We start from the raw sequence: 22,463 nt of genomic DNA on the forward strand, positions 1-22,463 counted from the left end.
TTCGGTTTGATAAAAGAATCCCGGTAAAGTTCATAGGCTTGGGAGGCGAGGCGAATGTAGGGACGGGAAAGTAAACCGGAATTGTAAATTAATCCGGCTAAACTCCGAACCGTATAAGCACCCCGACTAAAACCAAATAGATAGATTTCATCTCCTTCATTATAGTTGAGACAGAGAAAACGATAACCGTCTTGAATGTTTTTATCAATTCCCTGACCAAATGCTCCTCCCAGTAGCAAATCCAATCCGCCTTCACTGCCAATTCCCTCGTCATAAAATACGATTTGGGGAACACCATCGCTGGCAATTGTTTTAATCGCTTGAGCAATTTTGACGACATTTGTGGGGTAGGGATTATTCAGTTTTTGCCAAGTTCCGTCACAACAAACGACCAAACGTTTCATGGGTTAAACTTCCTTTGTAAGTCTCTATTTTTTGTCTAATTATCGATGATCGTTACGATAAAACGTGACTTTATAAGGCTGATCTTTTTGAGGGACGTTACGATTAACTAAATCAGAGACAAGCTTGGTTTCGTGAAGAATTTCCCAACCCACTGGAGAAAAGGTATCTTGATTAAAAACTGGCGGGGCTAATAGAGGATTGGTTAAGACTTGAGAAAAGGCATCTACCCCAATTAATCGTCCGACTAACGACCCTAATGCTGAATTTTCTCGCGGATCTTCGGCATAAAGTCCGACGTAGAATTCTATATTTTCGACGTTACCATACAAGCGTGCAAGTTCTTTTTGAGCGTCTTCGTCGCTGGTAATTTGATCGAAGTCTGTTACCCGAGGAAATTTACACATTTCCCGGTAATCATTGTAGCTTGCCATTTGTGCTTTTCGTCCCAGTTTAATACTCGGAACTTCAGTCATATCTACCAGAAAATCGGGGGTATTATGTAAACCTATTTGGGTCGCAGGTTGAGAACAAGTTTCTTCCATTAATGCCCCAATTCCCTTGTCGATAATCATCTGATTATTCCACAAAGAAGAATACAACGAAACCGGTTCACCATTATACAGAAATGTTTCGGGAATGGCACTATGCCAGCGATAGACAAAATCAAATTCTAATGTCACCCAATTTTCGCGATACCATCTTTCATCCGTAAACGCAAAGGGATCAACAACGAAGTTAAAATGGTAGGGCGTGATATGATTAACATAGTCTTCCGCCACCAGTTTTAACATAATGGCAACGAGAATATTTCGGGCGGTTTGGAAGAGACGTTCATCATCCCATTCTGTATAATTTTTGGCTAAAATATCACAAAGGCGATTGTGTTCCCGCAGACAAATTACATTCAACATCACATAGCCAATCTGGACGTTAGCCCGTTCAACTCCCATTGCAAATAGTTTGGCTTTTCGTTCGGGTGGGAGTCTTTTTTCATCATTTAACGTTTCGTAAAGTCCTTCAAATTCGGGTTTGACTTTGCCTTGTTCAGCATCTTCGTAATAAAATGGAGGATATTCTTCACCGTTGATGATTTGGCTTTTGAGTTTACCGCCTTGATGGGTTCTTAATAAATGGGTTTGTTTGGGTTTTAGTCCATAAACGTTACACAAATCAATATGATGATTGGAAGTGTTTTTAAATTTATTGTTGTGATCGATGCGAAGAAATCCATCGGTAAACCACTGCACAAAATAAGGAAAGAGTAATGTTGATTTTTGGGAATAACGGGTGATAGGCTTGCCGTTTGCATCCTTTTTTTTATGATACAAAATCGCTAAATCTTCGACGGGGGGAAGATTTCCTTCTCGGTTAAATTTGGGATCGGGGGGTAAATGACGCCCAACATAGGTGCGATCAGTGAGTGATTCCCAGGAGGTATAAGTGTCGGTTTTCTTAGGAATATCCGTTCCGGGAATATGTTCTTCTAGCGTCATCATGCTAAAAGGATAGGGACGAGGTGGAATTTTATAAATGGCACTGTTAATCAGATATTTATTAACACTAAGTTTGAGATGTTCATTGTCTTGAATAAAGTTCCAAACTCCTTCAAGATTAGTTAGAGCAAAGGTTTCAATCTTATTTCTGAATCCATCTCTGGATGTATCTCTTTTAGCGTTCATAATTAAAGCTCCTTAGATTTGAATGAATCTATTTGTTCGCGTGCAAGAACCTCGATTAAGTATGAGGTGGATTTATTATAGATCAGAAATTAAAAACTATTCTGATTAACACATTGTTTTAACAAAATTGACTTAAATTCATTTTTATAAAAAAAAATTAACATAAGATGCTGTTCATTCTTGCTCTTTTCAACTGGACAACGAGTGATAGATTGGCTACTGCTCTTAAACCAGCTTAAGACTTAAACTCCAGTCAGAAAAAATAAAGTCTATAAAGTTAGTCTTTTTCCTGACTTTTTTGGATATTTTTTGTCTTACACAGAAAAACTCTCTAATGTCAATCTATAAAGTTAGTTCAATTATTAAATTTTTCCGATCTTTTTTTGGTGAGGTTGAAGGAAGTGAAAGCCAACAATTCTTCGAGTTGTAATTGTAGAGAACTTAAGGGCAATTCTATCGCATCAATAAACGAGCGCAACTCATTCCGATTTGAATTCCAATAATACCGATAATTGCACTTCCCATCCAATAAAAAATAGCCGTTTCTAAGCGACTATCTCGCAGCAAGCGATGGGTGTCTAACTCGTAGGTAGAGAAGGTGGTGTAAGAACCCAAAAAACCCACAGCAAGTAATAAAACTAACTCCGGTGAAATCACTGCAATTCGTTCAGAAAAGGAAACCAAAAAACCCATTCCTATACATCCGGTGAGATTCACAAAAAACGTCCCATAGGGAAAACTTGTACCGAAACGACTGGCTAACCATACCGTTAAATAATAACGAGTTAACGCCCCAGCGATCGCCCCCAATCCAATCGCTATCGGATTACGGATCATCGGTTGACTAAAAGCATCAGAGAAGGAAGTTGATAAAGAACTCAAAAAGGCAATTAAAATTCTGATCATTACAACTGATCCGCGCAGCAATTAACAAAAACAGGCTGAACTTGATTATAATACCACTGAGGTGATCGTCTCTACAGAATTTTGGAAATATCACTCTCACCAATTAACCGAACTTTAAAGTATGAATGCTATACTATAAATGATACAAACAACTAATAACTCAAAAGAGAATTATTCGTGAAACGTCAGTTATCATTCCTAATCAATCTCTTATTGGCGATCACAGTATTTGTTGATCCATATACAGGAATCGCTGAGTCTAAATCCCCAAAAACTGAACTGCTAACAGAATCCGAATTAACCCCAGACGAAACCACTCATACCGAATCGGTTGCAGAAGAAGATAGCTTTATGGACTGGTGTCTGAATCGAGAGCAACTTCCGATCGCAGCCAGACGAACAATGAGTGTTATTTTACAACGAGCCGGAACCTTTAACTGCGCTCGCGCTTCAGAAAATCTCACCAGCCTTTCTCAACTGGATTTGAGTACCAGTCAAATCTCTGATCTTAGTCCAATACAATCTTTAAAAACAATTACCCGACTGAAGCTAATTAATAATCAAATCACCGATTTAACGCCTCTGAAATCTTTAACCAATTTAACCGAACTCAACTTAAGTTATAACCAAGTTAAAGATGTTACCCCTTTACAGTCTCTAGAAAATTTAAAATTATTAAACCTTAGTTACAATCAAGTTAAAGATATCACCCCTTTACAATCCTTGAATAAGCTGAATGAACTCAACCTCAACCATAATCAAGTTGCCGATATTAGTTCACTTCAGCCCTTAGAACGATTAACTTATTTGTTTGTTCGCAACAATCCGATTCAGGATGAAACTTGCCCAATTAGGCCTAAGTATATTTGTCAGTTTTGAATCTAGCCCAACATTTAAACTACAAGATTGATCAGGCTGATTCCCCAAGTCTGAGCGTGAGTTAAACCGTAATCAAAAATCGGTATTCCCGTCTTAACTTGAGCGAATCATCTCCCGTTACAATAGAGGCAATCTTAACAAACTCCGGGTTTGAGAGCCAAAGGAGAGAAACGGATGAACCTCTTAAAAACAGTTGTATTATTAGGAATACTGAGTGGTTTACTGATTGCGATTTGCTCTTGGGTCATCGGTGGAACAACAGGTTTAATAGTCGGATTAGGAATCGCCGCCGTCACGAACCTGGGGTCTTGGTTTTACTCCGATAAAATTGCCTTAGCTGCTTATCGCGCCCAACCCGTCAGCTATGAACAAGCGCCCGAACTCCACAACATGGTCAAACAACTGTGCGATCGCGCCAATTTACCCATGCCAGGGGTCTATATTGTCCCCACTCAGGCGCCGAACGCTTTTGCAACAGGTCGCGACCCCCAAAATGCCGCAGTTGCCGTCACAGAAGGGATTCTTAAGCTCTTACCCGAAGATGAACTCGAAGGGGTAATCGCCCACGAACTGACCCACATCAAAAACCGCGATACGCTCACTCAGGCGGTAGCGGCGACCATTGGGGGGGCAATTTCGGCGATCGCTCAATTTGCGACTTATGCGATGTGGTTTGGAGGAGGTTCACGCAATAATAATCAGGGTGGAAATCCAATCGGTATTCTGTTAACGGTGATGCTGGCTCCGATCTCGGCGACGGTAATTCAAATGGCGATTTCCCGAACCCGAGAATATTCGGCAGATGCGGGGGCGGCAAAATTAACCCAAAATCCGAGAGGACTCGCCCGGGCGCTGCAACGATTAGATAGTATGGCGCGACAGGTTCCCCTCAGAGCAAATCCGTCTTTTGAACCACTTTTGATTATGAATGGATTTTCGGGTCAAAAAATGGCGAATTTGTTCTCGACTCATCCTTCGACTGAAGCTCGGGTACAAGCGTTATTGAAGATTGAGCAAGAAATGTCTAGTTTGCCATCTGATTCGCTCTCAGGTTAAAGTTAAAACGGATTTGATTATTGATGGTGGCTCGTATATTCTGAAACGATAGAAAGTATCGCAAAACGATACGATACAATAGGTGAAAAGGTTTACTTTTTCCCGAATTAACTGAGATAAAACTGAAAGATAGATTGATCAACCGACTGAGGATAAATAATGACTGAAGAACAAAATGTACCGAAAGAATCTGCTTTGGTCGAAACCCCTTCTACTCAAGTGACTGCTACTTCTGAATCTTCCGGGACTAAACCCCAGAAAGAAACAGAAGCTTTACTCGAAGCGATTCAGAATTTGGTCAAAGTTGAAATGCAAACCGCAGCCGAAATCAATCGTGATGCTTATACTGAAGCGGTGAAAAATGTTAGAGAGAGAATTGAGCAGATTCGATTGATTGATAAAGATCAAATTGAGTCCTCTTTCAAACAGTTTGAGACGGATGCAGAAAGCAACTTTCAAGGAATTGTTAAAGATTTATCCGATTTAGGTGAACGCTTAACCAAAGCCACTCAAGCATTCTGGGATGTCTTAACTGCATCGGATGACTCTAAATCCAAATAAATCCAAATCTACATCAGTTCAGTGATGAGATAGAAAAGCCCGGTTTCTCAATGAAATCGGGTTTTTAGTGAAGTATTCAATTGGAAAAAATTAGTTTATTGTCGAACCATTTCCTCTCTAGAGACTCGACATCCAGTATTGAAAATACTTGCACCACATTCAAGCGGAAAAACTTTCTGTTCCATCTTGGCACTACAACTAATGTAACCATTATCATCGGTATCGCGCATCATACAATCAATCGCTTCCGCGCCAGACTCAGAAGACCATGTTCTTAAACCCATCATGGCAACTTTATGAGGATAATAGAATATAAAAAGACCCACACCCACTGCAATGATCCCTGCTAAAACTAAACCCAGTTTAAACTTCCAACTGTTGAGGAATCCTCCCACTCCACCCGTATTATCAGGGGGTGTAGAAGGACGAGGCGGGGGTACTACGGGGGCTGTCGTTTTAGTTTCGGCGACTGTTTCAATCTTTTTTGTGCTTTCGGGTTGAACTTCAGACATAAAATTGCTCCTCTGTATTTTTTAATCTAACGAATCTCTACAATTTTTTTAGTTAAAATTCCACATTGTTTCCCGAGTATAATCTTAGTGGAACTTTTCTCAACTTACATCCGCTCTAGGACAGATATGCCCAACAGGGATAATCCTAATTTTAACGTGCGTGCGGTCAAATCGCATAGCCCTAAACGAGAGATTCGTTGAGCGTCTTCTGCTTTCAACACGGGACATTGATCATAAAATTGATTAAACTTTTGACTGAGTTCAAATAAATATTGACACAAACGGTTCGGAAGCAACTCTATCGCCACCGTTTCAATCACTTCATTTAACTGTAATAAATGCTTGGCTAAGGTAAACTCTGCTTCTTCTTGAAGCTGCATTTTTGCCTCGGTTCCCACTTGTTTAAAATCTATTTCTCCTTTGCGACGAATTCCTTGAATTCTGACATAAGCATAGAGTAAATAGGGTGCTGTATTTCCTTGCAGAGAAAGCATTTTATCAAAACTAAAGACATAGTTACTGGTGCGATTTTGGCTGAGATCTGCGTATTTTACCGCACTCATTCCCACGACTTGCGCTACGTTTTCAATAAACTCTTTTGACTCAGTTCTTCCTTCTTCTTTTAAGCGAGTTTCTAAATCTTTTCGAGCGCGATTAATCGCTTCATCCAACAAATCTCGCAGTCTCACGGTTTCCCCAGAACGAGTTTTTAACTTCTTGCCATCTTCGCCTAAAACTAACCCAAACGGAACATGAATAACGTCCACTTCATCGGGTATCCAACCGGCTTTTCTCGCCACCTGCCAAACTTGAGTAAAATGATTAGCTTGACCAGAATCAGTCACATAAATCATTCGATCTGCTTGATCTTGATTAATCCGATATCGTAGCGCCGCTAAATCCGTTGTTGCATAATTGTATCCGCCATCAGACTTCTGTACAATTAACGGTAACGCTTCCCCTTCTTTATTTTGAAACCCATCTAAAAAGACACATTTCGCACCTTGATTTTCTTCGAGTAACCCCGTTTTCTCTAAATCTTTGACAACTTCCGATAAAAACGAATTGTAAAACGATTCTCCTCGTTCTTTGAGTTGAATATCCAATAAATCATAAATGACTTGAAATTCTCGTCGAGATTGTTCACACAAAATAGTCCAAGCCCGACGACTATCTTCAGCACCCGCTTGTAACTTCACCACTTCTTGACGAGAGGCTTCTTTAAACTCATTATCTTCATCAAAGCGAACTTTGGCTTGGCGGTAAAAAGCAACTAAATCTCCGATATCTAACGCATCGGCTGTCGTTAACGCTTCGGGATAAACTTCTCGTAAATAAGTAATTAACATTCCAAATTGCGTTCCCCAATCTCCCACATGATTGAGACGCAAAACATCATCATCAAGAAATTCTAAAACCCTCGCAATCGAATCCCCAATAATCGTCGATCGCAAATGTCCAACGTGCATTTCTTTAGCAATATTAGGGCTAGAAAAATCAACAATTACCTTTTGCGGATTGTCAACCGTTGGAATTCCTAAGCGTTCATCTGTTAAAATATTATTCAGTTGAGCTTCTAAATATTCTGGCTTCAGACGCAGATTAATAAATCCTGGCCCGGCAATTTCTGGCGGTTCACACAGATCACTGATCTCTAATTTTTCTATAATTTGAGTGGCGATCGCCCGGGGATTACTTTTCAAAGCCTTCGTGAGAGACATCGCCACATTACATTGATAATCCCCAAATTTAGGATTACTCGTCGGAACCAACATCGGATCAGTTCCCGCCATTTCCTGACCAAACGCAGCGACAATCGCGTGATCAAATTTAGCTCTTAAGTGTTCGACGGTAGAAGGCATGGAAAAGGATCAAGTTTTGATAGGGGATTACCAGTTCTTATCATAAAGGAATCTTACTCCAAATCGCTGATCAATCTCAGGGGAGGAAGCGACGCATTTGGGTAATGAGATGATCAAAGTAAGGGGCGATCGCTTGGGGATCAGTAACAGGTAAACGTTTTAAACTGGCGGTTTTCAAGCCTTCTAGCCCAGAAACCATCGCCTGTAGCGGCACATTTAATTCTTGATACAGCAATTCCATATAATATAGTCCTTCTTCACTGGTGTATTCAGTTTGGCCTCCAGCGATTCCGTAGGTGATACTGCGGAGAAAATGCCAAAAATCCCGCCAGCAAGCCTTAGCCCGTTCTGGAGGATAAAGATCGCCCCCTGGATCGGTAATCGCTGGATATTGACTTAAAAGGGTTTCGCGGCTTTCGGTAACGATTGTATTGGCCTGATCGCGCAGCAAACGAACCACACCAACTCGGGCGAGGGCGGCGGATTTTTCAGCTTCGGGGAAGGTTCCGAAGGTGGCGACTAACTGATCGAGATCGGTATCACTGGGATAACGTCCTTCATCATCTGCGGCTTGAAACATCGCAACAGTCGCCGGAGGATAGGTGGATTCCCAATTCGCAAAGCTGACTATTCGGGCTTTGGGAATGAGTTGTTTGGCTCGTTCGGTGAGCATAATTTTTTTGGTGTTTATATCCTATTCCAGATTATCAGATCTTTATTTTTTCTAGAAAAGTTAATTGATCGGATCGTACTGGAGGTGAAATCTGGTCAATCACACTTAGATTCCGGAAACTTTAAGAAAATTAACACTTTATTCCGTGAATCTACCAATACCATAATCAGAACGCTATGATAGCTTTGAATCAGGCAGGACTATTAACAAAAGGTAGAAAGATAATGGATTCCCTAAATACAAAAGAAAATTTAAAAACATTAGAAAAAGTAACCCCTGATACATCAAAAGCAATGGAGAACTCTAACTTAACAATGATGAGTAGCTTAGGAGTGGTCGGTGGATTTGGAAGTGCTGCAATCAGTACACCTGCAACGTTTGCCGGGGTAGTGGTGTGTGTGGCAGCTTATGGTGCGAAAAAAGCGATTCAAGACAAGGACAGTTGCGCTCTAATTTCAGTGGCGGGCGGTGCATTTACAGGCGTAGGAATTTCGGCAATTTTAAGCGGGATGAGCTTAGTTGCCGCAGAAACAGCAGTCGGCATCAGTATGGCGCCGGTGGTTGCCGCAGGTGCCACGATTGGACTCGCCAGTTATGGTTTAACAAGATTGGCTCAACGAGTGATGACCCTTCAGTTTTCTAATCCTTTCCCTTCTAAAAATACGATTATTATTCCCGTGCGTTCTAAACTTTAAGCCGATTCAGTCTATTGTTGAAACAGCGATTGAGAAGTAACGCTTTAATTAGTTTGTGGAGTTAAACATCTTCAACAGGGTGTCTTTATTAGAAAATAAGTCTTAAAAATCAGGGGATTGCTAAAAATTTCTACTTAAATCCTCATTTGAACCCTCGAAAAACCATTACAAATTGTTAAGCATCGGGTTGAGTTCTCCGTATATTCACGGAAAGAGTGAAAAAATCAACGGAAGCTTTTGATGAATTGCAGCGTTAATCGATTCCCCTCAACTGTATTTGATCAAAGTGGTGAGCGTGACGGACTTATGATAAAAACAAGGGGTTAACTTTTGGTTTAGATTCAGCATGAATTCCCCCTCTAGAAACGCTGCGTTTAAATTTGTGGTTCTGTTGGGAATTGTCAGTCTATGTGCCGATGCAACCTATGAAGGTGCCCGGAGTATCAATGGGCAATTTTTAGGATCTCTAGGTGCGAGTGGTACTGTTGTGGGACTGGTTGCGGGATTTGGTGAATTAATTGCCTACGGGTTACGTCTATTTATTGGTTTTCTCAGCGATCGCACTCGTCAGTATTGGCGGATCACAACGATTGGATATGCGATTAATACTTTCGCTGTTCCCTTGTTAGCTTTAGCGGGGAGTTTACCTGTAGCGGCGGGACTGATGATTGCGGAACGGACTGGAAAAGCGATCCGAACTCCTCCCCGAGATGTTTTATTATCTCATGCAGTGACGCAAGTGGGGACAGGGTTTGGTTTTGGTGTACACGAAGCGTTGGATCAAATTGGGGCGGTATCTGGGCCATTAATGGTGGCGGCGATTTTGTCTCTGCAAAATGATTATTCTGCGGGTTATGCAGCGTTAATGATTCCGGCGGTGATTGGGTTAATTGTACTACTCACTCTACAAAAAGTTTATCCAAATCCCCGTGAATTTGAACTCGCAAATCGACCAATTCTCAAAGCTGAAAAATTTCCCAAAGCCTTTTGGTTGTATTTGGGATCAGTGGTGTTAATCGCCGCCGGATATGCTGATTTTCCCTTGATTGCCTATCATTTTCAACAGGTGAATCTGAGTGATACTAATTCAATTCCGTTGCTGTATGCTTTAGCAATGGGCGTTGATGCGATCGCCGCTATTTTATTTGGACGACTCTTTGATCGAATTGGACTATTGAGTTTAGCGATCGCGGCTTTTTTGGCTTCAGTATTTGCACCGTTGGTTTTTTTAGGAACGCCTCAACTGGCTATTGTTGGTATGATTCTCTGGGGAATTGGTATGGGGGCGCAAGAATCGATTATGAAAGCTGGAATTACCCGAATTGTTTCTGCGGATCAGCGAGGTTCTGCGTTTGGAGTTTTTGCAACAGGTTATGGTTTAGCCTGGTTTTTAGGGAGTGTGTTGATGGGGATTTTGTACGATCGCTCTCTCCTAGTTTTGGTGATTTTTTCTGTTGTCATTCAACTGCTAGCATTCCCGCTTTTGTTGTGGGTTAATCGCCAGATGAATACATCCAACCCTCAATAAGTTCTTGGTTTGTATATTTGGAAATCTCCGATATTAGTGATGCTCAAAGATATCTTTATAATGCAATAAATCTAAGGTGACAATCGTTGGTAGACAATCAAAGCAATTTTGAGCTAAATCTAAGCGTTCTTCTCGCTCTAACATCACCATCAGTTTTTGCTGAACATTCAACAAATATCGCACATCATTAGCGGCATAGTTGAGTTGATCTTCGGAAAGATTGCCCACATTTCCCCAGTCTGAACTTTGAGAAGATTTATCGAGTTCGACTTGTTCGAGTTCTTGAACCAGTTCTTTTAAACCATGTCTTCCGGTGTAGGTTCGAGCGAGTTTACTGGCAATTTTTGTACAAAAAACCGGATTAACATCAATATCTAAATAATACAGCAGCGTTGCCATATCAAACCGAGCAAAGTGAAAAACTTTCAGCGTGTTACTGGCTTCTAACAGCTTTTTTAAATGAGGGGCTTCTGTTTGATCTTTGGCAATTTTAACCGCCGTTACTTGACCTTTAGGATCACAAAGCTGCACCAAACACAAGCGATCACGCCAGGGAAGTAAACCCATTGTCTCCGTATCGACAGCTAACCGATCAGCCGTTAAATAACTTGATAGAATGTCTTCTGAAATATCGCGATCGCAAACTTGAAAATTACTCATAAGGAAAAAACAATGAAACTCTAAATTGGATCACCGACTACGAACAAAAATCTGAGTAAAATAATACTCTCCCTTCGCATTTCTGGCAATCCCAATCCCAGTTAAATTAAAATTTCCTTCCATATTGCGACGATGACCCTCACTATTGATCCAGCCTTCAACTACTTTTTTACCTGGGTTAGCATATCCCATATTATACCCCACATTTTCGGCAATCATTCGATAAGGAATCATCTCGCCAATTGCCTGAAATCGTTGTTTTGATCCATCGTGGCTAAATTCGACTTGTCCACTCGCCATCGCCTCGCTATGCTTGAGTGCTTCCTCGCTAATACGCGGATCAAGTTTGAGGGGAGGTAAATTTTGTGAGGCGCGATATTCATTGACTTGTTGATGAACAGACTGTTTTAACTCATCCACATCAGAAACACTTTGAGCAATTGGAAAAGAGGACATTTGAGGAATAGAGAATGAAGAATCAATGGGGGTTTGAAAATCCCGTTCCTTCAAAAATAACACAATTATCACCATTGCGGGAATGGCAAAAGGAAGAATATGCGATCGCGGCTTGGACATCGGTTTGTAATTCTAATCAATTCTATTCTCTATTGTAATTATTTTTCTCCAGTTTCGAGTTAATGATAATAGTCTTCAGCCTTTAGAAGGGTTAGAAAATCTCCCAATTCCCTTTTAACTCTCCCTAAATCTTTCCGGGATTTTTTAGAGTATTAATTAATAGAATATGTTAAGATCGCCTATAAACCTTAAACTCAGTCGGAATTCGGGATTGTTTCATCTATCAATTTATGAGTAATTCTAGCCGAAAGAAAAAAACCATATTATTTCTAGCTGCAAACCCCAAACAAACAAACCATTTGCGACTGGATCAAGAAGTAAAAGAGATTCAAAAAGGATTAGAAAGAGCCAAAAAACGCAGCCAGTTTAATCTAGAGTCTCGTTTTGCTGTTACCGCCAGAGAAATGCAACGAGCGGTGTTAGAATTACAACCCCAATTTGTCCATTTTTCTGGGCATGGTGCAGGAGAAAATGGTTTAGTTTTAGAAGATGAAACCGGACAAGTTAAGTTTGTTAGTGCGAAGGGATTGACGGATTTATTTCAGTTGTTTAAAACTGATATTGAATGCGTTGTTTTGAATGCTTGTTATTCAGAAATTCAAGCTAAAGCGATCGCCTATCATATTCCCTACGTGATCGGAATGAAGCAGCAAGTCGGAGATCAAGCCGCTCAAGAATTTGCTATCGGATTTTATGATGCGTTAGGGAATGGTAGAGATATCGAATTTGCCTACAAATATGGTTGTACAAGTATCAGTATGGCGGGAATTCCTGAAGAACTGACACCAGTTATTAGAACAAAACCCGATGAATCAAACGCCGAAGATATTGAGGAAATAGAGGAAGATTCAAAGCCCGAAAATACAGTGATAGAAAATCCCCGTTCCTCTGAAACTTCCACTCTTTTACTTACTGAATTAGAGAACCCAGAAGGTTCAGTTAGTCTCAATTCTCCCTTTTATATCGAACGTCCACCCATAGAATCAGACTGCTATGAAACTATCTTAAAACCGGGAGCATTAATCAGAATAAAAGCACCCCGACAGATGGGAAAAACCTCTTTAATGCAGCGCATTCTCGCTCACAGCAAACAAAACGAATACCACACCGCCTATCTAAATTTTCAGTCAGCCGATAGCGATTTTTTCAGCAATATTGATGATTTTTTGCGCTGGTTTTGTGGAATGATAACAGAAGAATTAGAACTCGAAGATCGGCTAGAAAACTTGTGGAAAGGTAGCCTCGGAAGTAAAGCAAAATGTACAAACTATTTTCGTCGCTATCTTCTCAAGACAATAAATGAACCTTTAACGTTAGGCTTAGATGAAGTCGATCAGGTTTTTCAACACTTAGAAATTGCTCAAGAATTCTTTAGTTTGCTGAGAGTTTGGCACGAAAACGGCAAGAACCAACCCGACTGGAAAAAACTCCGTTTAGTAATTGCTCATTCTAAAGAAGTTTACATTCCTCTGAATATCAATCAATCCCCTTTTAACGTGGGTTTACCGATAGATTTACCCGAATTAACCTTTGAACAAATTAGCGAGTTAGTCAAAAGACACGGGTTAAACTGGTCGGTGCGGGAGGTAAACTCGTTAATGGAAATGGTAGACGGACACCCGTATTTAGTCAGAAAAGCGCTCTATGAAATGACACGCCATCAGTTAAGTTTTGCCGAATTTATCGAGACAGCACCCACCCAAAGCGGAATCTACAACGATCATTTACGGCGACATTTGTTGAACTTGCAAGATAATGAAAAATTAGCCGAAGCCATGAAGAAAGTTGTCTTCAAAAATGAACCCGTTCGACTCGAAGAAAGTCAAGCCTTTCAACTGCGAAGTATGGGTTTAATTAAACGGGTGGGAAATGATGTGGTTCCCCTTTGTAATCTCTATCGTCTCTATTTTAGCGATCGCTTTGGGGAATAATATGACCTGCCAAAAACCCGGTTTATCGGAGTTACTGGGTTTTTATTCCAACTGTTCTTTGATAAAATACAAACAGCAATAGGGGACGGGTTTATATAAGTGACTTCCGGAAAATATACATTTATACAGAACTCCCCTATAGTAATATTATCAATCATTTGTAGCAACAAGTATTTAAAGATTTTATAGGAATTATTTAAAACAAATTATTTGCTGATAGCTACGAAATGTTAATATTAGAGGAGTCGAATCGAAGCGCGAGAATTGTTAAGCAAAGTGAATTTATAAAGTTCGGGGAATCCCCGAAGTTAAATCATTTACCCCACTGCCTAAACCTAATACAGAAGCAGGTTTCAGCCTGTAAATTGGTTCATTTGCTTGGGTGCAGTAAGTCAGAATATCCTCGAGAAAACATCTCTAAAAAATGGTGATGTTGATATTAGTGTCGCTCATTTAAGCGACAAAACATCTACCTCAATGAGCACAGGAAGGAGAATCTATGTCTCGAACTTTTGCCATCAAAGCTATCAAAGCAGGTGACACCCTATTCAAAATCGCTGAACAATTTTATGGGGATGGTAATTTATGGACAAAAATTGCTGCGGCTAATGGGGATATTTTACCGGAAAATTTGAAACCGGGTCAATATATTACGATTCCAAATTAATCAGAATGTCGGGTGGGTGAGAAGAATTCCCCTAAATCTTCTGCCCCCTAAATCTCCCTTAGAAAGGGGGACTTAATTTCCCTAAATGCCCCGGAGAGATCCCCCTAAATCCCCCTTAGAAAGGGGGACTTAATTTCCCTAAATGCCCCGGAGAGATCCCCCTAAATCCCCCTTAGAAAGGGGGACTTGAATCCCTCTTTTCCCCCTTTTTTAAGGGGGGCTAGGGGGGATGAGAAGTCGGAAGTTTTCTTAAAAATTTTTGAAGAGTATTAATTCATTGAATATGGTAAAATATTTGAGCAAGCGTTTTGAACCGTAAAAGGCGATCGCACGGGGAAAAATGAGTCATTCATCTGAGTCGAATTTTAGCTATCAGGTGGGAGGAAGTCTACCCGCAGACGCCCCAACTTATGTAAAAAGACAAGCGGATGAACGCTTTTATCAGAGACTCAAAGCGGGTGATTTTTGCTATGTTTTCAACTGTCGTCAGATGGGGAAATCTAGCTTAAGAGTGCGGACAATGCAACGACTTCAAAGCGAAGAAATTGCTTGTGTGGCGATCGATATTACCGGAATAGGAACGTTTGATATTACGCCGGAACAGTGGTATTTGAGCGTGATTGATGGGATAATAGATAATTTAGACCTCTACGAAATCTTTGATTTAGAGGAATGGTGGGAAAGTCTCAACTCTCTGTCTATTATTCGCAGATTTAGTAAATTTTTTAGCGATAAACTCTTACCACTTGTTCCTCAAAATATAGTTATTTTTATTGACGAAATTGATAGTATTCTCAGCTTACCGTTTAATATAGATGACTTTTTTGCCGTTATTCGAGACTGCTACAACAAACGCGCCGATGAACCCATTTATCAACGTTTAACGTTTGCCTTATTAGGCGTAACAACTCCGGCAGATTTAATTCAAGACCAACGACGAACCCCTTTTAATATTGGTCACGCTATCGAACTCAACGGCTTTCAACTTCACGAAGCCGAACCGCTCAAAAATGGGTTTATTTCATTAACAGAAAATCCCCAAGCGGTGTTAGAAGCGGTGTTGTATTGGACAAACGGACAACCCTTTTTAACGCAGAAAGTTTGTAAACTAATTCGGGAAAATTCGGCTGAAATCACACCGGGAAATGAGGCTGACTGGGTGGCGGAATTAGTACAAAATAAAATTATTAATCAGTGGGAATATCAGGACAATCCCGAACATTTAAGGACGCTACGCGATCGCCTATTGAAAGCGGAAGAAAAACGCACCGGACGTTTATTAGGACTCTATCAACAAATCCTGCAAAACAAAGAAATTCCCGCCGATAATAGCCCCGAACAAATGATATTGAGACTGACGGGTTTAGTCGTGCAAACCGGGGGAAAATTGCGGGTTTATAACTCAGTTTATCAAGCAGTTTTTAACTCCCATTGGGTCGAAGAACAACTGGCTAAATTACGACCCTACGCCTCAGCCATTAACGCTTGGGAAAAATCCGGTCGAACCGATGAGTCCCGGTTGTTGAAAGGGGAAGCGTTAACCGAGGCGAAAACCTGGGCAACGGGCAAAAGTTTGAGCGACCAAGATTATCAGTATTTGGCAGCCAGCGAACAACTTGATAAACGAGAAATTCAGGCAACATTAGCCGCAGAAAAACAAGCCAATGAGATTTTAAAACAAGCTAACGATGTTTTAACGAAAGCCAAAAAACGCGCTACTATTATTTCTGTCTTAATTTCGATAGGAATATTGGGTTTATCTTCAGTGATAGCAGTTTTGTCTATTAAAAAAGCGGAGGACAATCTCAAGTTAGCAGAAGTCCACCTCACCAGTGCGAATGCAAAGGAATTACTCATCTCCGGTCAAGGACTGCAATCAATAATAACAGCACTGGAAGCAAGCCAAGACCTGAAAAAATTACCGACTTCTCTCTGGTCAAAAGTGAATACAGAGGGGACGGTGATGTCAGTCCTTCACAAAGTTCTTGATCGACCCCAAGAACAGAATAGTATCAATGGGCATGAGAGTGGTGTCATCGCTGTGGCATTCAGCCCGAATGGGGATATGATTGCCTCTGGGAGTGCGGACAACACGGTGAAACTGTGGAAGCCCGATGGCACCTTAGTTCAGACTTTGCAGGGGCATGAGGATTCTGTCATCGGTGTGGCATTCAGCCCGAATGGGGAAATGATTGCCTCTGCGAGTTTTGACAACACGGTGAAACTGTGGAAGCCCGAGGGCATCTTGGTGAAGACTTTGGAGGGGCATGAGGATGGTGTCAACGGTGTGGCATTCAGCAGAGACGGGGAAATGATTGCTTCTGGGAGTTGGGACAAGACGGTGAAACTGTGGAAGCTAGATGGGACTTTAGTTAAGACTTTGCAGGGGCATGGGGGTTCTGTCTTCGATGTGGCCTTCAGCCCGAAAGGGGATATGATTGCAACTGCTGGTCACATGACGGTGAAACTGTGGGAGCCAGATGGGACTTTGGTGAAGACGCTATCAGGGCATGAGAATGAGGTCAGGGGTGTGGCATTTAGCAGAGACGGGGATATGATTGCTTCTGCGAGTTTAGACAAGACGGTGAAACTGTGGAAGCCCGATGGGACTTTGGTGAAGACTTTGCAGGGGCATGAGAATCTTGTCTACGGTGTGGCATTTAGCCCCAATGGGGATATGATTGCAACTGCCAGTGCTGACAACACGGTGAAATTGTGGGAGCCAGATGGCACTTTGGTGAAGACGCTATCAGGGCATGAGTATTCTGTCTTCGGTGTGGCATTCAGCCCGAATGGGGATATGATTGCCTCTGCGAGTGGGGACAATACGGTGAAACTGTGGAAGCTTGATGGCACTTTGGTGAAGACTTTGCAGGGGCATGAGGATGGGGTCTTCGGTGTGGCATTCAGCCCGAATGGGGATATGATTGCCTCTGCGAGTGATGACAACACGGTGAAACTGTGGAAGCTTGATGGCACTGAAGTCGCAACTTTAGAGGGGCATGAGAATACTGTCATCGGTGTGGCATTTAGCCCGAATGGGGATATGATTGCTTCTGCGAGTGAGGACAACACGGTGAAGTTGTGGAAGCCGGATGGCACTTTGGTGAAGACTTTAGAGGGGCATGAGAATGGTGTCTACGCTGTGGCATTCAGCCCGAATGGGGATATGATTGCATCTGCGAGTGATGACAACACGGTGAAGTTGTGGACGGTTGATCTGGATGACCTGATCGCAGAAGGTTGTACAGTAGTGAGAGACTACCTGAAAAATAACCCCAATGTCACCGAAAAGGAACGGCGTCTTTGTGGGGTAGAAGCTTCCGCAACGGCTTGGTTTTTGCAGGGCGAACAGTCAGCAAGACGGGGTAATATTGATGAAGCGGTTGATCGGTTTAAACAGGCTGTTAAACTTGACTCGAATTTCAGTTTAAATTTAGCCGCAGCGAGTTTAGTGAGAAGTGGAGAGTCGTTAGCACGGAATGATGTTGATCAAGCGATTTTAGCGTTTCAAACTTCGTTAGAATTTGACCCCAGTTTAACGTTTAACCCGGAGAATAAAGCGAATGCTATTGCTTCGATTTCGGAAGGAAGGAATTTAGCAGGAAATGGTAAAATAGATGAGGCATTAGCTCTGTTTGAAAAGGCTCAAAAATTAGATGCTGATTTAAAAATAGATGCTCGGGATTGGTATACACTTTGTTGGCAAGGTAGCCTGAATAAGCAAGCGGAAAAGGTGATGTTTGCTTGTGAGAAAGCAGTTCAACTCAGGCCTAAAAATGAAACTTTTATCAATAGTCGGGGTTTAGCTAGGGCGTTAACGGGTGATTTTGAGGGGGCGATTAAGGATTTTGAAATGTTCGTTGAATGGACGAATAATGATTTCGTTGAATGGACGAATGATGAGAAGAATAAAGCACAGCGAAAAGGTTGGATAGAGTCGCTGAAAAAGGGTGAAAATCCGTTGACTGATGAGGTATTGAAGGGGTTGCGTTGAGGTTAATTTTCTTGGGAGATCCCCCTAAATCCCCCTTAGAAAGGGGGACTTTCATTTCAATTTAACTTCTTAAAAAGGGGGACTTTCACCGCTCTTTTTCCCCGGCCTCCCCACCCCCCTTTATAAGGGGGGATCAAGGGGGGATTAAGGGAGGTGCCGTAGGCGGAGGGATTAAGGGGGCTAGGGCGGATAAAAGGGGACTTTCATTTCAATTTCGTCTCTCTAATTCCCCTTGGAGATCCCCCTAAATCCCCCTTAGAAAGGGGGACTTTCATTTCAATTTAACTTCTTAAAAAGGGGGACTTTCACCGCTCTTTTCCCCTTCTTTTCCCCCCTTCCAAAGGGGGGCTAGGGGGGATTATTGGGGATCAAGGGGGGATTAAGGGGGCTAGAAGGGATCTTAATCGAGGAACTTGGCAACCGTTTGAACATCTTTGTCACCCCGTCCTGAACAGTTTAAAATAATCCGAGGACTGCCTTCTAACTGCGGACAAAGAGTTTCTAAATAAGCGATCGCATGGGCGGTTTCTAGCGCTGGAATAATCCCTTCTAACTGCGACAACCGTTTAAACGCATCCAAGGCCTGTTGGTCGGTGACACTATAATACTCCGCCCGTTGGCTGTCTTTCAAAAAGCTATGTTCTGGCCCAACACCGGGATAGTCCAACCCCGCACTAATAGAATGGGGTTCGATCACCTGTCCGTCATCATCCTGCAACAGATAACTCATCGCCCCATGCAACACCCCAACTTGTCCTTTTGTCAAGGTAGCAGCGTGTTTCCCCGTCTCGATGCCCTCACCTGCGGCCTCAACGCCTATTAACCGCACCGAGGGTTCGTTGACAAACTCGTGAAACAGTCCCATCGCGTTAGAACCCCCGCCCACACAAGCCATTAAAATATCCGGTAAACCGCCCCATTTTTCCAGACATTGGCTGCGGGTTTCAACGCCTATCACCCCATGAAAGTCTCGTACCATCATTGGGTAAGGATGTGGCCCGGCAACAGAACCGAGGATGTAGTGCGTTGTTTCTACGTTCGTTACCCAGTCTCGAATCGCCTCAGAGGTGGCATCTTTGAGGGTGCCAGTCCCCGCCTCGACGGGTTTAACTTCCGCCCCCAGCAGGCGCATTCTAAACACGTTCAGGGCTTGTCTGTCCATGTCGTGAACGCCCATATAAATCACACATTGCAAGCCAAACCGCGCACAAACCGTAGCTGTGGCGACGCCGTGTTGACCTGCCCCGGTTTCGGCGATAATCCGCTGTTTCCCCATTTTGAGGGCTAATAACGCTTGAGCCAAGGCATTATTAATCTTATGGGCGCCGGTGTGGTTGAGGTCTTCCCGTTTCAGGTAAATTTGCGCTCCGCTGCCGTCGGGTTTGGCGTAATATTGGGTTAAACGTTCGGCAAAGTACAACGGACTCGGACGCCCGACATAATCCCGCAACAGTTGTTGTAATTCTTGTTGAAATTCGGGGTCGTTGCGGTATTGTTTGAAGGCGGTTTCTAATTCCGCTAAGGCAGGCATCAGGGTTTCGGGAACGTATTTGCCCCCAAATTTGCCGAAGCGTCCAAGGTCGTCGGGGCGTTGGGTGGAAGTGGGTTGAGAATCTGGGCGGAGGGGTGTTGTAGTCACTGGCTCAAAACGTTAACTGAACGATTGATATATTATATAAAAAATTGGGTTTTGAGATGGGGTAATCAGTTTGAGACGGGTTCAAAACAGTGATCACTGATTACTTCCCAGAATTGTAGGGCGGTTTCAAAAACATCTTTCCTTTTCCCTTTCCTCGTAGGAGAGGGTTAGGGAGAGGTAAAAGGGAAACTCAACCCGACTCAATTTGCTGCGGTCAACGAGGGTAAAAAGCTGACAATTTGTGGAAAGATCACAATCAGGGCTAAGACGATTAATTGCAGGATAATAAACGGAATTGCCCCTAGATAAATGTCTTCTGTTTTGACTTCGGGCGGCGCAACACCTCGTAAATAAAATAAGGCAAATCCAAACGGAGGAGTCAGGAATGAGGTTTGAATATTGGCGCCGATAACCACCCCAAACCAAACTAAATCCATCCCAAAATTTTGGGCGATGGGAACGAGTAACGGCACGACAATAAACACAATTTCAAAAAAGTCAATAAAAAATCCCAGAATAAAAATCAATAACATCGTAATCAATAAAAAGCCGATTTCTCCTCCGGGTGTATTAGAAAGGGAGTCTCTGACTAATTGTTCGCCGCCGAGTCCACGAAACACTAAACTAAAGGCTTTGGAACCGATTAAAATAAACATCACCATGCAGGTTGTTCGCAAGGTGGCATCACAAACTTGACTGAGATTTTCCCAACTGAGTCGGCGATTTGCTGCGGCTAAAATCATCGCCCCAACACAACCCACGGCACCCGCTTCTGTTGGAGTTGCAATCCCAAAAAAGATAGTTCCTAAAATTAAGGTGATCAGTAATATTGGCGGAATTAAAACTTTAATAATTCGGCCTCCGAGTCCCGGTGCATCTAAGACTTCTTGGGGTAATGCCGGGGCAATATCTGGGCGCAAAAAGGCTACAATTAACACATGAATTAAAAACGCTGCCGTCATTAGCAAACCTGGAATTAAAGACCCCATAAATAAGTCGCCAACTGAAACCCCAAGTTGATCGCCTAAGACGACTAAAACCACACTGGGCGGAATAATTTGTCCGAGGGTTCCTGATGCGACAATTACTCCGGTTGCTAGTTTTTTGTTGTAGCTATATCGCAGCATTGTGGGCAAAGAAATTAACCCCATTGCAATTACAGTAGCCGCGACAACACCTGTGGTTGCTGCAAGTAATGCGCCGACAATAATCACTGCAACGGCTAATCCTCCCCGTACTCGTCCGAATAAAATCCCCATTGTTTCTAAGAGGTCTTCAGCAATGCCAGATTTTTCTAACATTGACCCCAAAAAGATAAAATAGGGAATGGCAAGTAGGGTGAAATTATTCATTGTCCCGAAGATTTGTTGAGGCATTGCTGACCAAAAAATCGGGTCAAATATTCCCAACGCCATCCCCACAAAGGTAAAAATGAGGGCGACTCCTCCCAGGGAAAAGGCGACAGGATAACCAATGGCAAGGAAGACTAACACTGCCGCAAACATCACAAGACTTAACAGTTCCGGGTTCATAGAGTTTGATAATATTAAATCTAATTTTAGTTAAAAAAACGGGGGATTTATTATGCAGATTTAGGAACTTGACAACCTAAAATAACTCAATAAAATTCTGAGTCTTCCGCTATTCTATTGCTCGGCGATTTGGATCTTCTGTTTCCGGTGAGAGAATTCCTTTGAAGATCGCAAAGTTTTTAATAGCCTCAGAAATGCCTTGAATAATTAACAACACAAAACTAACAATAATTAAGCTTTTAATCGGATAACGCGGTAAACCACCCGGATCAGGTGAAGTCTCTAAAATTTTCCAGGAATTGCTAATTGTCCCCCAAGAATAAAAAATCACCATCACCGAAAATGGAATCAGAAACAATACACTTCCCAAAAAATCAACTAAGGCTTTGTATTTTGTATTGAGGCGACTTTGTATCACATCAACCCGAACGTGTTCATTATGTTTTAAAGTGTAAGCAGCACCCAACAAAAAGATCACATCAAAAATATACCATTGGGTTTCAATCAGGGCATTAGAACTTAGGTTTTGACCGACAGATCGCCCAATATAGCGACCAACAACATTCCAAGTTCCCACACCAATCATCAATAAGGCAAACCAATAAACAATCCGACCAATAAATTCATTAAACTGGTCAATCAATCGAGAAATCTGCAACAGAACTTGCACAATTAACTCCAATATGTAATCAATTTAACAGATAG

At 42.1% G+C, this 22,463-nt stretch carries 20 protein-coding genes; 9 read left to right on the top strand and 11 right to left on the bottom strand.

The annotated features are described in order from the left end of the window. The 3 genes from L8106_RS11795 to crcB form a co-directional block, all read right to left on the bottom strand. Nucleotides 1-404: DUF2235 domain-containing protein (locus tag L8106_RS11795; protein ID WP_009784530.1), on the bottom strand; the 404-nt coding region annotated here is incomplete at its 3' end. 39 nt (nt 405-443) lie between these two features. Next, entirely contained in the window at nt 444-2,084 is a 1,641-nt protein-coding gene (locus tag L8106_RS11800) for a peroxidase family protein (protein ID WP_009784531.1), read from the bottom strand. 453 nt (nt 2,085-2,537) lie between these two features. After that, nucleotides 2,538-2,990, bottom strand: a complete 453-nt coding sequence (gene crcB, locus L8106_RS11805; RefSeq protein ID WP_009784532.1) for a fluoride efflux transporter CrcB — start codon at nt 2,988-2,990, stop codon at nt 2,538-2,540. Nucleotides 2,991-3,167: 177 nt separating this feature from the next. Between crcB and L8106_RS11810 the strand changes: the two genes are divergently transcribed. From L8106_RS11810 to L8106_RS11820, 3 genes are all read left to right on the top strand, one after another. Next, entirely contained in the window at nt 3,168-3,869 is a 702-nt protein-coding gene (locus L8106_RS11810; RefSeq protein ID WP_009784533.1) for a leucine-rich repeat domain-containing protein, read from the top strand. 174 nt (nt 3,870-4,043) lie between these two features. Continuing rightward, nucleotides 4,044-4,925 carry a zinc metalloprotease HtpX gene (locus L8106_RS11815; RefSeq protein WP_009784534.1) on the top strand — a complete coding sequence of 294 codons (882 nt, stop codon included), beginning with the start codon at nt 4,044-4,046 and terminating at the stop codon, nt 4,923-4,925. Nucleotides 4,926-5,084: 159 nt separating this feature from the next. Continuing rightward, entirely contained in the window at nt 5,085-5,486 is a 402-nt protein-coding gene (locus L8106_RS11820) for a hypothetical protein (RefSeq protein ID WP_009784535.1), read from the top strand. 95 nt (nt 5,487-5,581) lie between these two features. On the opposite strand, the gene L8106_RS11825 is transcribed toward L8106_RS11820, so the two are convergent. The 3 genes from L8106_RS11825 to L8106_RS11835 all read right to left on the bottom strand — a co-directional run bounded on the left by L8106_RS11825 (nt 5,582) and on the right by L8106_RS11835 (nt 8,533). After that, a complete protein-coding gene (locus tag L8106_RS11825; protein ID WP_009784536.1) occupies nt 5,582-5,998 on the bottom strand; it encodes a hypothetical protein in 417 nt (138 codons plus the stop codon). A gap of 104 nt (nt 5,999-6,102) precedes the next feature. After that, nucleotides 6,103-7,860: an arginine--tRNA ligase gene (argS, locus tag L8106_RS11830; RefSeq protein ID WP_009784537.1), complete on the bottom strand. Its 1,758-nt coding sequence runs from the start codon at nt 7,858-7,860 to the stop codon at nt 6,103-6,105. Between the two features lie 76 nt (nt 7,861-7,936). After that, nucleotides 7,937-8,533 (bottom strand): allophycocyanin alpha chain-like protein, encoded by a 597-nt coding sequence (locus L8106_RS11835; protein ID WP_009784538.1) that lies wholly within the window; start codon nt 8,531-8,533, stop codon nt 7,937-7,939. A gap of 224 nt (nt 8,534-8,757) precedes the next feature. On the opposite strand from L8106_RS11835, the gene L8106_RS11840 reads away from it, so the two are divergent. Then, the gene (locus L8106_RS11840) at nt 8,758-9,228 is read left to right on the top strand and encodes a hypothetical protein (RefSeq protein ID WP_009784539.1); all 471 of its coding nucleotides are present in this window, start codon (nt 8,758-8,760) and stop codon (nt 9,226-9,228) included. Between the two features lie 346 nt (nt 9,229-9,574). Then, a complete protein-coding gene (locus L8106_RS11845; RefSeq protein WP_009784540.1) occupies nt 9,575-10,756 on the top strand; it encodes an MFS transporter in 1,182 nt (393 codons plus the stop codon). A gap of 33 nt (nt 10,757-10,789) precedes the next feature. Here L8106_RS11845 and L8106_RS11850 read toward each other — a convergent pair whose 3' ends face one another. Both L8106_RS11850 and L8106_RS11855 read right to left on the bottom strand, forming a co-directional pair. Next, entirely contained in the window at nt 10,790-11,416 is a 627-nt protein-coding gene (locus tag L8106_RS11850) for a ribonuclease H-like domain-containing protein (RefSeq protein ID WP_009784541.1), read from the bottom strand. Nucleotides 11,417-11,446: 30 nt separating this feature from the next. Further along, nucleotides 11,447-11,872: a CAP domain-containing protein gene (locus tag L8106_RS11855; protein WP_232228469.1), complete on the bottom strand. Its 426-nt coding sequence runs from the start codon at nt 11,870-11,872 to the stop codon at nt 11,447-11,449. 14 nt (nt 11,873-11,886) lie between these two features. On the opposite strand from L8106_RS11855, the gene L8106_RS32970 reads away from it, so the two are divergent. The 4 genes from L8106_RS32970 (at nt 11,887) to L8106_RS11865 (ending at nt 18,587) form a co-directional block, all read left to right on the top strand. Then, a complete protein-coding gene (locus L8106_RS32970; RefSeq protein WP_198012934.1) occupies nt 11,887-12,030 on the top strand; it encodes a hypothetical protein in 144 nt (47 codons plus the stop codon). 192 nt (nt 12,031-12,222) lie between these two features. Next, complete coding sequence (locus L8106_RS11860; RefSeq protein ID WP_009784543.1) at nt 12,223-13,923, top strand: AAA-like domain-containing protein; 1,701 nt, start codon at nt 12,223-12,225, stop codon at nt 13,921-13,923. A 499-nt stretch (nt 13,924-14,422) separates the two neighbouring features. Next, nucleotides 14,423-14,590, top strand: coding sequence for a LysM peptidoglycan-binding domain-containing protein (locus L8106_RS30470; RefSeq protein ID WP_009784544.1), 168 nt, complete (start codon nt 14,423-14,425; stop codon nt 14,588-14,590). Between the two features lie 340 nt (nt 14,591-14,930). Beyond that, the gene (locus L8106_RS11865; RefSeq protein WP_009784545.1) at nt 14,931-18,587 is read left to right on the top strand and encodes an AAA-like domain-containing protein; all 3,657 of its coding nucleotides are present in this window, start codon (nt 14,931-14,933) and stop codon (nt 18,585-18,587) included. Between the two features lie 400 nt (nt 18,588-18,987). Here L8106_RS11865 and trpB read toward each other — a convergent pair whose 3' ends face one another. The 3 genes from trpB to L8106_RS11880 all read right to left on the bottom strand — a co-directional run bounded on the left by trpB (nt 18,988) and on the right by L8106_RS11880 (nt 22,428). Further along, nucleotides 18,988-20,226 carry a tryptophan synthase subunit beta gene (trpB, locus tag L8106_RS11870; RefSeq protein WP_009784546.1) on the bottom strand — a complete coding sequence of 413 codons (1,239 nt, stop codon included), beginning with the start codon at nt 20,224-20,226 and terminating at the stop codon, nt 18,988-18,990. 200 nt (nt 20,227-20,426) lie between these two features. Beyond that, nucleotides 20,427-21,758 carry a TRAP transporter large permease subunit gene (locus tag L8106_RS11875; protein ID WP_009784547.1) on the bottom strand — a complete coding sequence of 444 codons (1,332 nt, stop codon included), beginning with the start codon at nt 21,756-21,758 and terminating at the stop codon, nt 20,427-20,429. A 109-nt stretch (nt 21,759-21,867) separates the two neighbouring features. Beyond that, nucleotides 21,868-22,428 carry a TRAP transporter small permease subunit gene (locus tag L8106_RS11880; RefSeq protein WP_009784548.1) on the bottom strand — a complete coding sequence of 187 codons (561 nt, stop codon included), beginning with the start codon at nt 22,426-22,428 and terminating at the stop codon, nt 21,868-21,870. Between the last annotated feature and the right edge of the window lie 35 nt (nt 22,429-22,463).

This window comes from Lyngbya sp. PCC 8106, assembly GCF_000169095.1.
Classification (GTDB): domain Bacteria; phylum Cyanobacteriota; class Cyanobacteriia; order Cyanobacteriales; family Microcoleaceae; genus Capilliphycus.